Here is a 14,533-nt window from a genome sequence, read left to right as displayed (position 1 = left end):
TTTTAGAAGAATCTTGGTGATTTATCATATCCTTTTCCTAATAAATCCAAATCAAAAAGCAGCATGATTTCATGCGTACCTGAATTAAACTGTCCCATGTTCGTAAGCGTATGATCATATGCATAACCCACTCTAAGAGATGGCGTAACATTGATATTCATTAAAGCACTTACTGCATCATTTACTCTGTAAGCTGCACCTAATTCGAATTTATTATTATACAAAACATTGGCGGTCAAGTCTACAGTAACTGGTGAGCCGGGTACAAACTTTGACATAAATGCCGGTTTAAGTTTTATCATATCATTGATCTGAAATACATATCCGGCCGTTAAAAAAGTATGAATAGCTTCTGATCCGTACGCATTGATTCCTGACTTTTCTTCGATGTGTTTAGAACTCAGTAAATTTGGTGCCGACAAACCAACGTAGAAATTATCTCTAAAATAATAGGCGCCTACTCCAATGTTGGGTCTGGTTACGTTTATATTTTCGGCGAAAGCCAAATCTGTTTGCGAATCAGTAAATTTGAATCCGTTAAAATTAGTTTGCAGTGAAGTAAAACCCGCTTTTAATCCTAAAGAAAGTTTGTTTTTTCCTCCCAGATTCAGAACATAGGCAAAATCAGCATAAAAGTTGTTTTCTTTTTTTGCCCCATCACCAATATCATCAGATACTAAGGAAAGACCTACTTCGACTTTATCTGTAACAGCAGTATGACCAAAAAAGGTAAATGTTTTTGGCGCTCCTACGGCTCCAACCCATTGTGTTCTGTATAATCCTCCAAGATTTAGCATGGCAGGAACTCCGGTTGCGTACGCAGGATTTACCACACTCATATTGTACATATAATGTGTGTATTCCGGATCTTGCTGGGCTGAGGCTGATGTTATATAAAAGAGAAAAAGTATAAAAAGTGGTATTTTTTTCATTTGAAAATTATATTAAATAATATAAAAAGGAATTATCTATTGAGGTAAAGTCGGCCTTGCTGCGCTTTTCTATTGTCTTTGTTAAAATTGACAATATAAAAATAGACTCCGTTTGGCGCTATTCCGTCTCCAAAACCTGCAGCTTCAGAATTTCTTCCGTCCCAATTGGGTTTATTTGCATTTCCTTTAAACATTACATTTCCATATCTATTGAAAATTTCAAGCGTATAATCCGGGTATAAATATTCAATATCAGGAATTCTGAACGTATCATTAACATTATCTCCATTTGGCGAAAATCCGTCAGGAATAAAAAAGGCATATTCTGCAGGATCACATTCGGTTAATGAAACTGTAACCTCCAAGACGCTATCCGAAATACAATCGGTCACGCTCGAAAGATCGTATCCGTAATAAGTAGCTTTATCAACAAGCAAAGTAGTCGAAGCCAATAAATTACCATTATTTTGAGCATCATACCACGAAACCGTCGAAGGTACATTTGTCGCCTTTGAAAGATCTGAAATTGCTGGATTTTTTAGTCCGCAAAAATTTTGTCCGTCAGGATTCAAAGTTGGTGCCGGCGTATCTTTTACTACTACCGAAATCATACTGGCTGGCGATGTACAATTTGCCGCAGAAGTTTCGGTAACATATAGGTCTTCAGATTTTAAAAGATAAGTATCTGCAAGCGGCGTGGTTAAAGCTGCAGAATTATACCATTTATATTGCGGACCACGCGGTGTTAAATTCGCAATTGTTGCTCTGTCTACTTTACAAAAATCAGGCGGATTAACTGCAACTGGCGCCAACGGAATAGGATTTACTAAAAAGCTATCTAATATATTGATCAAAATACTGCCACAACCTGTAATATCATTCGTTAAATAAGTAGCCGAAATTACAGTAGAGCCTGTATTTGCAAGTAAAGCTGACGGAATTACAAAACTGGCATTTCCGTTTACAACCGTTAAATCGACAGTTTGTGCTGTCGAAGTATTACTATCTAAAAGTACATAAGAAAGTTTTACTTTTGTTAAGGTTCCTAAGCCTGAAACACTAGCTGTAAAAACTCCGTTTAAACAATCATCGTTAACCACTACTTTTACATTTGTAACAACAGGCAAAGGATTAATTGTCAGGTTGCCTATAACATTTGCTGTATTACTACATTGCGGAGTTGGATTTGTAATATTGGTGATATTAGTAATTGTAATTACAGATAATCCGCTTTTTACGTTTAAGCTTCCCGGGATTTCAAAACTGGCTTTTCCTCCTACAGCTGTTATAGTAGCAGTTTGCGCTGTCGCTACATTATCGCCATTGATCTTGTACACGATACGATACTTACCATCGGCTAATAAAGTGGCATTCGAAATTTGAACTGTTGCAATATCGTTCTGACAAACTGCGTTGGCAGTTATTACAGCATTATCTAAACGCGGCAAGGGAGAAATATTTATATCATAAGAAAAAGGACTAAATATAGTGACACACTTTTTTGGGCCGGCCGTTGGAATAATACTTGTAACGTTGACAGTAAACTTACCAACCCTTTGAAAATAGGCAGATTTAATTGGAAAATTAACTACTCCGTTTAGGAAATTTACCGTTACCGTTTCTGATCCTCCTGTTGGACCTGCGACATTAAAAGTAATTTTATATTCTCCGTCAGGAATACCATCAGGACCTTCTGTAATTTTTGCCGAATAAGTAGCGGTAGCCATCTCACTTTCGCAAATATCTTTAAGCACAACAAGTGTTGTACCTGTAAAATCAATTCTTTTTTCGAGTGTAATGGTTACAAATGCAGTTCTGTCGGTACAGATATTTTGGTTAGGAACCGCAAGAACGGTGTACGTATAGTTCAAATCACCCGCTCCATACTTATCAAACAATTCCTTAAGATTAATATTATGATCTGATCGCGAAGTGATATCAGGACCTTTCCAAACACCACCAGGATCTTCATCTTTAAGTGATTCAAACATATCATAATTGGTGTAACTGTCTAAATCTGTAGTTCCGCATAATGTAAGTTCTTGTGGATTTCCCTCTTCAGGCGTCCTTACGATGGTGACATATACAGTTGTAATTAGCGGCGTAGACGGGCAATCGGGCACGAGCGGTACCTCATACGTAAATTGACGTGTTTCTGTTGGGGTTGTAATATATCTAATATTAATGGAAGGCGACCCCAGAATCGCGCCTGCAGCATCGCGCCAGATTCCGTTTTCATGAGGTCCCATAACGGTACTATCAAATGCCGTAAAAAGATTAAAGCTGCCGGCAAGACTACATACCGTTGCTTTTGATCCCACTCCTACATAAGCACCAATAGTAAGTGTTATTGTTGCTGTATTATCTGTACATCCTGCAACATCAGGAGCAGTATAGGTGTAATGGTAAACACCACCTTCTTTAATAAGTTGCGCATTTAGATTTCCGGTAATAGAATCCAGACCTCTAAAATTATTATCGTCTGTCCATTTTCCACCAGAAGTTGGAGAACCTCCTAATAATGAAAATAAAGAAAGGTTTTGATTAGCCGAATTCTGAATGTCACAAATTATTTTTTGTGCATCATCGCCAGCACATTGTGCATATATTTGTGAGGGAAAAATCGATAAAAAAATAAAAAACAATATAAATTGTAAGAAATTAGAGTAGTTTTTAACCATAAAGAGTTATTTTTGTATAAACTTAATAAATTATTAACGTTTCTTAAACAAAAAACACGATTTAACAGTTAAATTTTCACAAAATTTAAAATAAACCCACAAATAAATACTAGCAGTATTTCAATTTTTAATTATTTAATTCATTATTTTTTAGGCTCTTATAACTCATCTTCAAGTTTAAATCTAAATTTAAGAATAAGGCTATTTCTTTCTACTTCAAGATTTACCCAAACATCTTGTTCTGATTTTAGTAATGTATTTATTTGCTGAAGTGTATATTTATAAGGTGCATTTTTGTTTATACTCACAATAATATCACCCTTTTGCAATCCGGATTTTTCGGCGGCTGAATTTTTACGGATATTTACAATTTCATAAACAGGTTTTAATGAAAATTTATATCTAAAATTACCATCCTTTTTTTCATTACTTGTTACTTCATCTAATGTTGAGGCTACTTTTACCATTTCTAAATGAACTGTTTCCTGAACCCACTGAAGGCCATTATGCTGCACTGTAATTCCGCTTTTATTATAAGTAAAAGGTTCAGAAAATTTATTGTTTTTTTTTAGGTACATTTTCTTATCTGCATAATCCAGCACAACGGTAAATCGTTTTAAAATTTCGCCGCCTACAGATCCTATTCGATCCGGAACCATTTTTACATTCTTAATTGAGCTTGAATCAGGAAATGAAACTATTGGCTTTTTAAAATTAAAATCATCAATTAAAAAATTATCAATTTTAGCCCGATGCCCTTCAATATCACCACTAAAACCTTTTCCTAAAAAGTCAGGAAAATTCTTCTTAGGCAATTTGATTTTATTATTTTCAAAAATCCAAAAAGCATCACTATTTCCTATATCGATTAGTAATTTTGCTGGTACTTTTTTACTATCAACAGTAGCTGTGGCATAAATATAAGGTTTAGACCTTTCTATAGTTATAGGAACTGTTTTGAATTTTTTTTCTAGTTTTTGTTTGGTTTGTTCGTTGTTTAAATGCACAACTATCCTCTTTTTTTGATAATTGATTTCTACGATATTATTTTTAAAAAATTTATATCCTATAATACCGTTTACCGGAATCCCTATATGCGAAGACAAATTAAAACTCTGATCTAAAATAATATAAACCAAATGATTACCTGATTTCAATCCATGCGTTTCCAACACATTGTTTGTAGATTTTAATCCTTCTATTTCAGCTTCACTTCCTAAGCCGCGCAATTTTATTTTCTGAATATTATTAAAACTCACTTCTTGTTTTTCTTCCATACTAAACAAAATAGTTTCCTCGACTCCGGAATCCAGCAGGAAATTGAGTTCGATGCCGTTTACTTTTATAGGTATAAAAATGAGGTTATTTATCAGTTTAAAGGGAATGGTCACCTTATTACTATGCTTCTCAATCAAAAAATCACCTTGTGCCACAACTGACAAAGATGTCAAAAGCCCAAAAAACAACATGAAATATTTTTTCATTGATAATATTTTATGATAAAATTACTAAAAATATTGATAATTGTTACATTTTAATAAGTACCTGTAATGTTTACGTTAAATTCGAAAAAAAAATGCAAATTTGCACTTCAATAATAAAACTCATGCCAACAATTTCACACAAAGGCAGAAACATGCCCGAATCACCGATACGTAAACTTGCTCCTTTTGCAGATCTTGCAAAACAAAAAGGCAAAAAAGTGTATCACTTAAACATTGGTCAACCGGATATAAAGACACCCGAAGTGGCCATCGAGGCGGTAAAAAATATTGATTTAACTCTAATAGAATACAGTCCGTCTGCCGGATATGAAAGTTATAGAAAAAAATTAGCTCAATTTTACCAACGTCAAAACGTAAATGTTAACTCAGAAGACATCATTATTACGACTGGTGGCTCTGAAGCCTTATTGTTTGCATTGGCCACAATTACAGATCCGGGAGATGAAATTATTATTCCGGAACCTTTTTATGCCAACTATCATGCATTTGCATCATCTACGAGTGCAGATGTAATTCCTGTTATTTCTACTATTGAAACTGGATTTGCATTGCCAAGTATTGAAGATGTTGAAAAACTAATTACACCAAAAACCAAAGCGATTTTAATTTGTAATCCGGGTAATCCTACTGGTTATTTATATTCAGAAGCCGAAATAAAACAATTAGCCGGTTTAATTAAAAAACATGATCTATATTTAATTGCTGACGAGGTTTACCGTGAGTTTTTATACGATGGAGATGATGTTCATTATTCTGTAATGAATCTTGAGGATGTACAACAAAATGTAATCATGGTCGATTCTGTATCAAAACGCTACAGTATGTGTGGTGCAAGAATTGGTTGTCTGGTTACTAAAAATAAAGAGGTCCTTTCGACCGTAATGAAGTTTGCACAGGCGCGTTTGAGTCCTCCAACTATTGAGCAAATTGCTTGTGAGGCCGCTATAGATACTCCACAAAGTTATTTTGACGAAGTAATTGCAGAATATAAAGGCCGTCGTGACACTCTAATTACCGAATTGAATAAAATTGAAGGTGTCATTGTTACAAAACCAAAAGGTGCTTTTTATTGCATTGCACAATTGCCAATAGAAAACTCTGAAGATTTTGCGCAATGGCTTCTTGAAACTTACGATCTTAATGGCGAAACTGTTATGGTTGCTCCTGCCGCAGGATTTTATTCGACTCCCGGAATGGGATTGAATCAGGTAAGAATTGCTTATGTATTAAACAAAAAAGATTTAGTTACTGCTGTAAACATTTTAAAAGAAGCACTTTTGGTTTACAACAAAAAATAAATAACAAAAAACAAAAACCTTCAAAAGACAATAACACCTTATGTTATTGTCTTTTGTGTTTTAAAAAAATACCATTTTGGTTTTAATTTAAATTATATCCAAAAAGGAACGATTAAATAGTAAAAACGATAGAAAAGGTTTCCTATTTATTAATTATCTTTACCGCCTTAAAAAGATATACCCATCATAATAGTAGTTTTTAATGATAAATAACGAAGATTTTTTAGACGAAATAGGAGACAATCATTTTAGCAGCAACGCACAAAACCCTGTAAGACAGGATGCTTTTGATTTAAGCGATGATGAAAAAATAGAAAGAATAAAAAAAGATGTTGAAAATATCCTACAGACTTTAGGGATGGATTTAACGGATGACAGCATAAAAGGTACTCCAAACAGAGTAGCAAAAATGTTTGTAAAAGAAATTTTTGGTGGTCTTAATCCTTCAAAACAGCCAAAAGCGTCAACTTTTGACAATAATTACAAATACGGTGAAATGTTAGTAGAGAAAAACATTACCGTTTATTCTACCTGTGAACACCATTTATTACCAATTATAGGACGTGCTCACGTTGCATATATCTCAAGCGGAAGAGTGATTGGTTTATCAAAAATGAACCGAATTGTAGAATATTATGCAAAAAGACCTCAGGTTCAGGAGCGTCTTACCATGCAAATTGTACAAGAATTACAAAAAGCTTTAGGTACCGAGGACGTTGCCTGCGTTATCGATGCTAAACACCTTTGCGTAAATTCGAGAGGAATTAAAGATATCGAAAGCAGCACTGTAACATCTGAATTTGGTGGAAAATTCAAAGATCCTCAAACAAAAAGAGAATTCCTGGATTATATTAAATTAGACACTCAGTTTTAGTTTAATCGGTAAATCGTCAATTTGTTTAATCGCTTTATCACTAGATCTTAATTTTTGATTAAACGATTAAACAAATCAACAATTAAATAGAAAAAGATGTATGTTTTTTCATTTGAAAAGCTAGAAGTCTGGCAAAATGCAAGAATGTTTATTTTGGATATTTACAAATTAACTAGTAAATTTCCCTCAAATGAGTTGTTCGGAATAACATCTCAAATAAAAAGAAGTTCATCATCAATTGCTACTAATATTGCGGAAGGAACTTCAAGAAATACAAACAAAGACAAAGCTCATTTTTTAACGATCTCATATTCATCGGCAATGGAAACTTTGAATCACTTAATTATTTCAAAAGATTTAAATTATGTGTCTGAAACAGAATATGTCGAATCTCGTGAGAAAATTGAAAAAATCTGTAATCAGATAAATAGTTTAAAAAAGTATTATCTTTCAAAAGAATAATACGTGACAAATTAAAAAACAAAAAAACGTTTACACGATTAAACAAATCAACTATTAAACGATTAAACAGCAAAACAAAAATATGCCATTATACACATCACAACCTCTAAAAATATACAATTCACTTTCGGGTGAAAAAGAAAATTTCAAACCAATCCATGAAGGAAATGTTGGAATGTATGTTTGCGGACCTACGGTTTATAGCAATGTACACTTAGGAAATGTGAGAACATTTATGTCGTTTGACGTTATTTTCAGGTATTTTTTACACCTTGACTATAAGGTTCGCTATGTACGTAATATTACAGATGTTGGCCATATTGTTGATGATGTTGATGAAGGCGAAGACAAAATTGCCAAAAAAGCACGTTTAGAGCAGTTAGAACCTATGGAGGTGGTGCAGCGCTATACAGTAGATTTTCATGATATTCTGAAATCTTTCAACTTTTTACCACCAAGTATCGAACCTACTGCTACCGGACATATTATTGAACAAATCGAAATCATCAAAAAAATCATCGATACCGGAATTGGCTATGAAGCCAACGGATCTGTTTATTTTGATGTTGTAAAATATAACGAAAATCATAATTACGGAGTTTTAAGCGGCCGAAATATCGAAGATATGTTAGCCAATACGCGTGATCTTGATGGTCAGTCTGACAAAAGAAATCCGCAGGATTTTGCACTTTGGAAAAAGGCCGAACCGGAACATATTATGAGATGGCCTTCGCCGTGGAGTGATGGTTTTCCTGGCTGGCATCTTGAATGTACTGCAATGAGTACCAAATATTTAGGTAATCATTTTGATATTCACGGAGGTGGAATGGATTTAAAGTTTCCACACCACGAATGCGAAATTGCTCAAAACGAAGCTTGTACAGGTCAGTCTCCGGTAAATTACTGGATGCATGCTAATATGCTGACCCTTAACGGTAAAAAAATGGCCAAATCTACTGGGAATAATATTTTACCAGGCGAAATTTTAAGTGGAGATAACACTATTTTAAGTAAAGCTTTCTCTGCATCTGTAACTCGTTTTTTCATGTTACAGGCGCATTACAGAAGTATTCTGGATTTTTCTGACGATGCTATTGTTGCAGCTGAAAAGGGATATAAAAGATTAATGGAAGCTGTTGATTCCTTACCCGGTATTTCAGCAAGTGCCACTAGTTCTATAGATATCGCTTCATGGAAGCAATTATCTTACGATGCTATGAATGACGATTTTAACACCCCTATTTTAATTGCACAATTATTTGAGGCAGTTCGTTATATCAATTTATTGAAAGAAGGAAAAGAAACGATTTCCACAGAAGATTTAATTTCATTTTCAACTGCTATTAATGCTTTTGTTTTTGATGTTTTAGGCTTAAGTGATGACAAAGGTGCTGATGCTAATAATGATAAATTAGAAGGTGTTGTAAATATGCTTATCGGAATGAGAAATCAGGCCAGAGCGGATAAAAACTTTGCACTTTCTGACCAAATTCGCGATCAGTTGATTGCTTTGGGCATTCAGTTAAAAGACGGAAAAGAAGGCACAAGCTTTTCTATATAATCAATTTATTTTCTAATAAATCATGAAAGTAATCACTCCGTTTGTTTTATTAGTTCGCTTTTATCAAACTGCCATTTCGCCTTTTACACCGGCGAGCTGCAGGTTTGAACCTACATGTTCGAGTTATATGATTCAGGCTTTGCAAACTCACGGATTATTTTATGGCGGATATCTGGGAATAAAACGAATTTTAAGCTGTAATCCATGGGGAAGAACCGGTTACGATCCTGTTCCCGAAAAGAAATGTTCACATAAACATTAACTTTTTATAAGGGCCGCTTTACTTTAAATACATATTTTTACAACAAAAAAAACACTTTAATATATGACACTTTCCTCAAATATCATTTGGAATCCTTCAGAAGGAATCGACTTAGGATTTTTTATGATTCGTTACTACAGTTTAATGTTCGTAATCGCTTTTGGTTTAGGCTGGTTCATAATGAAAAAGATTTTTGAACGCGAAAATGAATCTCTTGAAAAATTAGATTCGCTATTCGTATGGACTGTTTTAGCCACCTTAATAGGCGCAAGATTAGGACATGTTTTGTTTTACGACTGGGAGTATTTTAGAAATCATCTACTTGAAATTTTCTTACCCGTTAGATTCGAACCAAAGTTTGAGTTCACCGGTTTTCAAGGTTTAGCAAGCCATGGTGCAGCGATCGCTATTATAATCGCGATGTACTATTACAGCAAAAAAATCTTAAAACGTTCTTTGTTATGGATTTTAGACCGTGTAGTAATTCCGGTTGCGAGTGGTGCTATATTTGTTCGTTTAGGAAACTTTTTTAACTCTGAAATCATCGGAAAAGAAACCGATTCTGCATTTGGGATTCGTTTTTTACATGATCAATTTAGTAAATCTGAAGCTGTAAACGCTACGAATATCGCTGATCCTAAAGCTGCTTACACTGCAATTGCAACAGATCCTAAATTTGCCAGCTTATTGGCTCAGGTTCCGGCAAAACACCCAACGCAATTATATGAAGGTATTGCGTACATATTTGTTTTTGCTACTTTATATTTCTTGTACTGGAAAACAAATGCAAGACTTAAATCAGGATTATTGTTCGGATTATTTTTAGTTCTCTTATTTGTAGTTCGTTTTATAGTAGAATTTGTAAAAGAAAGCCAGGGAGGAATTGAAGAAGAATTAGGCATTTTCTCTACAGGACAGTGGTTAAGCATTCCTTTTATTATAATCGGTCTGTTCTTTATCATTAGAGCACAAAGAAATCCTTTAGCAGCATCTTAAAAATTTCATTCAAAATAAAAAATGCCCAATATTTCAAAATATTGGGCATTTTTATTTATAAGCAATATGAAACACCTATTTCAACATTCTTCGTATTATAACCCGCATTTTCGCTATTTAGACCTGCATTAGATACGTGCCGGATACTCGGTCGAATATCAAACCTAAACTGATCTACTTTAGCAGATACTCCAAAAGCTAAAACATCAGCAAAAGCAAACCCTTCAGACATTCTTTCGGTTTCAGTATCTGTAATCATGGGTCCTATACTTGCTAAAACATAAAGTGAAAAGATTTTACCTATTGGCTTTCTCATCAGAAATCCAAAATTTAAAACGTATTCATGAATATCCTTCAACTTTGTATATTCTTCTCTTTTTTCGATATAATCAGGCGTTTCAGGCTTTACAAAATAAAAATTAAGCAATTGATGTGTGGCAAGATTAATTTCTGGCTGCACCAAAATTTCATACTGAAAGTGTTTCGTTTCTTTAATTCGATAATACAATTGGGCTTTATAAAAGTGATTGGTAAAAGTGTAGTTGCCGTTATTGAATTCACTTCCAAAACCGTAATTAAGGCCAATCGCAATTTTACCCTTTTTATCTTGCGCAGAAGCACAAAATACAGCGTACAGGAACAATACAATAAACGGTATTTTTCTACTCATAAATAAGCTTTTACAAATCTAAATATAGCACAAAAAAAAGATCCAACTTTCGTTGGATCCTTTTAATTTATATAAACCTGAAATTATGCTTGTTTGTGTTTTTCTTCAATTGTGTGTTTCTCATCACTTGAAATCGTGTCTACCAATACTGGTGTAGCGATAAATAATGAAGAGTAAGTTCCTACCACAATACCTACTAACATCGCGAAGATAAATCCTCTGATAGATTCTCCACCAAAGATAAACATCGTTAATAATACAATGATCATCATTAATGACGTATTCAACGTTCTTGATAATGTAGTATTAATAGAAGCGTTTACGATATCTTCGAAGCTACCTTTACGGTTTCCGATGATAAATTCTCTCACCCTGTCGAATACAATTACAGTATCATTCATAGAATAACCAATAACGGTAAGAATTGCAGCGATAAAGTGCTGATCCATTTCCATGTGGAAAGGCATGAATTTATAACATAAAGAGTAGATACCTAATACAAAGATAACGTCATGCGCTACAGCTGCGATCGCTCCTAATGAATATTGCCATTTACGGAAAGAAACCATTAAGTATAAGAAGATTGCTGCCATTGCACCAAGAACTGCCCAGTATGAGTTAGTTTTGATATCTTCAGAGATAGAAGCTCCAACTTTAGAAGCTTGCAATACTCCGATTTTTTTACCCTCAAATGAGTTGATGAATTTATCGTAAGAAGTGTTTGGGTAATACTTTTGCAATGCATTGTATAATTTTTGATTCACTTCTTCGTCGATAGCAACACCATCTTCTTTAATTTTATATTTTGTTGTGATTTTTAACTGATCATCATCACCTAAAATTTTAGCCTCAACAGGAGTTCCAAAAGCTGCAGATAACTCATCTGAAACTGTTGTAGCATCAATTGGTTTTTCAAATTTCACCTGGAATGTTCTTCCTCCAACGAAATCAACACCTTCATCTAATCCGTTAACGAAGAAGATAGAAGTTAAACTTACTACAACTACAATAGAAGAGAAAATATAAGTGAATTTTTTGATTTTAATAAAGTCAAAGTGGAAGTTTGTAAACCAGTTTTTAGTAATGTTTGTAGAGAAAGTTAAATCACCTTTTCCAGCAATATTTCTGTCGATAAAAATTCTAGCGATAAAGATTGACGTAAACATTGAAGTTACGATACCAATAAGTAAAGTCAAAGCAAAACCTTTAATTGGTCCTGTTCCAAAAATAAACAAGATAGCCCCAGTTAAAACGTGTGTTACGTTTGCATCAATAATAGAACGCATTGCTCCGTGCCATCCGTACGAAGCAGCAACTGCCTCAGACAATGATTTACCTTCACGTAATTCTTCTTTTGCTCTTTCGTAGATAATAATGTTCGCATCTACCGCTGTACCTAATGTAAGTACGATACCTGCAATACCTGGTAATGTCAATACAAAACCAAAACTTGCCATAATTCCGAATAAGAAAAGTAAGTTCAATAATAATGCTAAGTTAGCATACCAACCTGCTTTACCATAATAGAATACCATCCATAAACAAACTAATAAAAATCCTAATACAGATGAAATTGTACCTGCGTCAATTGCAGCCTGACCTAAAGATGGTCCTACAACAGTTGACTGAACGATATCAGCAGAAGCTGGTAATTTACCTGCATTTAATACGTTAGCTAAATCTTTAGTTTCAGCAACATCAAAAGAACCTGTAATTTCAGATCTACCTCCGGCAATTGGTCCGCTGGTAACGCCAGGAGCAGAATATACGATGTTATCTAAAACAATAGCGATATATCCTTTTTGAGAGAAAGCTCTACCTGTTAATTCTTCCCAAACTTTAGCACCCTGGCTGTTCATTTGCATAGAAACAGCTGGTTTTCCTAATTGGTCAAAAGTATCTTTTGCATCAGTAACAACACCACCACTCATGGCTGGAACGTTATCTCTGTTTCCTTTTAAAGCATATAATTCAACTACTTCAATATCTTTAGCCGTTTTTACATCTTTCGATTGCGGATCTTTTATAGTAGTTGGTTTACTCCATACAAATTTTGCATTGTGTTGATCAGCGCCTAATAAAACTCTGATATCAGCTCTTTTGAAAAAGCTATTTACAGCAGCAGTATCTTTTGGTGCGAAGTAACCTAAAACTGGTCCACCACCCTGACCTACAATCTTATCAAATAATGGGTTGTTTCCTTTTTTAGTATCAACTGAATCTTTAGTATCAGTTAATAAAGCGTTCAATGAATCTTTAGCAACAGTTTTAGTTTCTGTTTTTTTGATTTCAGTCTTTTTTAAAGCTTCATTAGCAGCAACTAAGAAGTTTCCAATCTCTTCAATTTTATAAGTTTCCCAAAACTCTAATTGAGCTTTTCCACCTAATAATTTTTTAATTCTATCAACATCCTTAGCACCTGGAAGCTCTACTAAGATTCTTCCTGTTTCTCCTAATTTTTGGATGTTTGGCTGTGTAACACCAAATTTGTCGATACGCTCTCTTAATACTTTGTAAGCACTTTCAACAGACTCATCAACTTTTCTTTTAATTACTTTTTGAACTTGCGAATCAGACATTTGAAAATCGATTCCACCTTCTCCTTGTAAACTTCTGTTTGCAAAAATATCAGGTGAAGCTAATCTTACTGTTCCGTTTGAATTCGCTTCAAAAGCTTCAAAAAACTTATTTAAATAGGTTTTGTTTCCTTCTAAATTTGCACTTGCATCAGCTAATGATTTATTAAATACAGGATTTTTAGAATTGTTAGCTAAACCTTTCAAAACATCTTTAATAGAAATTTGAAGAATCACGTTGATTCCTCCTTCTAAGTCAAGACCTTTATTAAGTTGTTTGTTTTTTACTTCGTTATAAGTAAAATCCGAAAAACCAAGGTTCAATACTTTTTCTTTACCAATAGAATCCAAATATTTTAATTCTTTATCAGGATTATCTCCTGCAAAGGCTTTAGCCTCACTTTTGACATTATTTGCCACAAAAGTGAAAGAAAGTTGGTAAATACTTACCAATGCAAATAGAATTGCGAAAAATTTAATAAGTCCTTTATTCTGCATTATTACTAAAAATTAATTATGTTTTATTGTTTGTTTTGGTTTTAAATTCCCTAAAAATAAGCCCTGACATGAGTTTTTAAAACTAAAAAATCGAGATCACGAATTACAACATTTTTTTTAAACCGAGCAAATATATAATTCTCGAAATGATTAACCAATTTATTTATTAATTAATCTTAAAAAAAAGACTGCAAAAGTGCAGTCTTCTCCTTTTTTTT

11 protein-coding genes are annotated in these 14,533 nt (G+C 33.8%); 6 read left to right on the top strand and 5 right to left on the bottom strand.

Features of this window, described 5'->3' with window-relative positions; all coding sequences use genetic code 11:
* Window positions 1–2: 2 nt before the first annotated feature.
* From B0M43_RS11080 to B0M43_RS11070, 3 genes are all read right to left on the bottom strand, one after another.
* Window positions 3–932, bottom strand: coding sequence for a type IX secretion system membrane protein PorP/SprF (locus B0M43_RS11080; RefSeq protein WP_078008309.1), 930 nt, complete (start codon window positions 930–932; stop codon window positions 3–5).
* Window positions 933–964: 32 nt separating this feature from the next.
* A complete protein-coding gene (locus B0M43_RS11075) occupies window positions 965–3,613 on the bottom strand; it encodes a gliding motility-associated C-terminal domain-containing protein (RefSeq protein ID WP_078008310.1) in 2,649 nt (882 codons plus the stop codon).
* A 158-nt stretch (window positions 3,614–3,771) separates the two neighbouring features.
* Window positions 3,772–5,097 (bottom strand): PDZ domain-containing protein, encoded by a 1,326-nt coding sequence (locus tag B0M43_RS11070; RefSeq protein ID WP_078008311.1) that lies wholly within the window; start codon window positions 5,095–5,097, stop codon window positions 3,772–3,774.
* 122 nt (window positions 5,098–5,219) lie between these two features.
* Here B0M43_RS11070 and B0M43_RS11065 point away from each other — a divergent pair, with 122 nt between their 5' ends.
* The 6 genes from B0M43_RS11065 to lgt all read left to right on the top strand — a co-directional run bounded on the left by B0M43_RS11065 (window position 5,220) and on the right by lgt (window position 10,571).
* Entirely contained in the window at window positions 5,220–6,416 is a 1,197-nt protein-coding gene (locus B0M43_RS11065; protein ID WP_078008312.1) for a pyridoxal phosphate-dependent aminotransferase, read from the top strand.
* Window positions 6,417–6,618: 202 nt separating this feature from the next.
* Window positions 6,619–7,290, top strand: coding sequence for a GTP cyclohydrolase I FolE (gene folE, locus B0M43_RS11060; protein ID WP_065448260.1), 672 nt, complete (start codon window positions 6,619–6,621; stop codon window positions 7,288–7,290).
* 96 nt (window positions 7,291–7,386) lie between these two features.
* The gene (locus tag B0M43_RS11055) at window positions 7,387–7,752 is read left to right on the top strand and encodes a four helix bundle protein (protein ID WP_078008313.1); all 366 of its coding nucleotides are present in this window, start codon (window positions 7,387–7,389) and stop codon (window positions 7,750–7,752) included.
* Window positions 7,753–7,834: 82 nt separating this feature from the next.
* Window positions 7,835–9,313 (top strand): cysteine--tRNA ligase, encoded by a 1,479-nt coding sequence (gene cysS, locus B0M43_RS11050; protein WP_078008314.1) that lies wholly within the window; start codon window positions 7,835–7,837, stop codon window positions 9,311–9,313.
* A gap of 22 nt (window positions 9,314–9,335) precedes the next feature.
* Entirely contained in the window at window positions 9,336–9,575 is a 240-nt protein-coding gene (gene yidD, locus B0M43_RS11045) for a membrane protein insertion efficiency factor YidD (protein WP_078008315.1), read from the top strand.
* Window positions 9,576–9,638: 63 nt separating this feature from the next.
* On the top strand, window positions 9,639–10,571 hold the full coding sequence (lgt, locus tag B0M43_RS11040; protein WP_065448256.1) for a prolipoprotein diacylglyceryl transferase: 933 nt from the start codon (window positions 9,639–9,641) through the stop codon (window positions 10,569–10,571).
* 55 nt (window positions 10,572–10,626) lie between these two features.
* Here lgt and B0M43_RS11035 read toward each other — a convergent pair whose 3' ends face one another.
* Together B0M43_RS11035 and secDF are read right to left on the bottom strand one after the other, a co-directional pair.
* Window positions 10,627–11,241 (bottom strand): acyloxyacyl hydrolase, encoded by a 615-nt coding sequence (locus B0M43_RS11035; protein ID WP_078008316.1) that lies wholly within the window; start codon window positions 11,239–11,241, stop codon window positions 10,627–10,629.
* 83 nt (window positions 11,242–11,324) lie between these two features.
* Window positions 11,325–14,315 (bottom strand): protein translocase subunit SecDF, encoded by a 2,991-nt coding sequence (secDF, locus tag B0M43_RS11030; RefSeq protein WP_078008317.1) that lies wholly within the window; start codon window positions 14,313–14,315, stop codon window positions 11,325–11,327.
* Window positions 14,316–14,533: the final 218 nt, after the last annotated feature.

It is taken from the genome of Flavobacterium sp. KBS0721, assembly GCF_002007065.3.
Lineage (GTDB): Bacteria > Bacteroidota > Bacteroidia > Flavobacteriales > Flavobacteriaceae > Flavobacterium > Flavobacterium piscis.
This window is presented reverse-complemented; position numbering and strand designations above follow the sequence as displayed.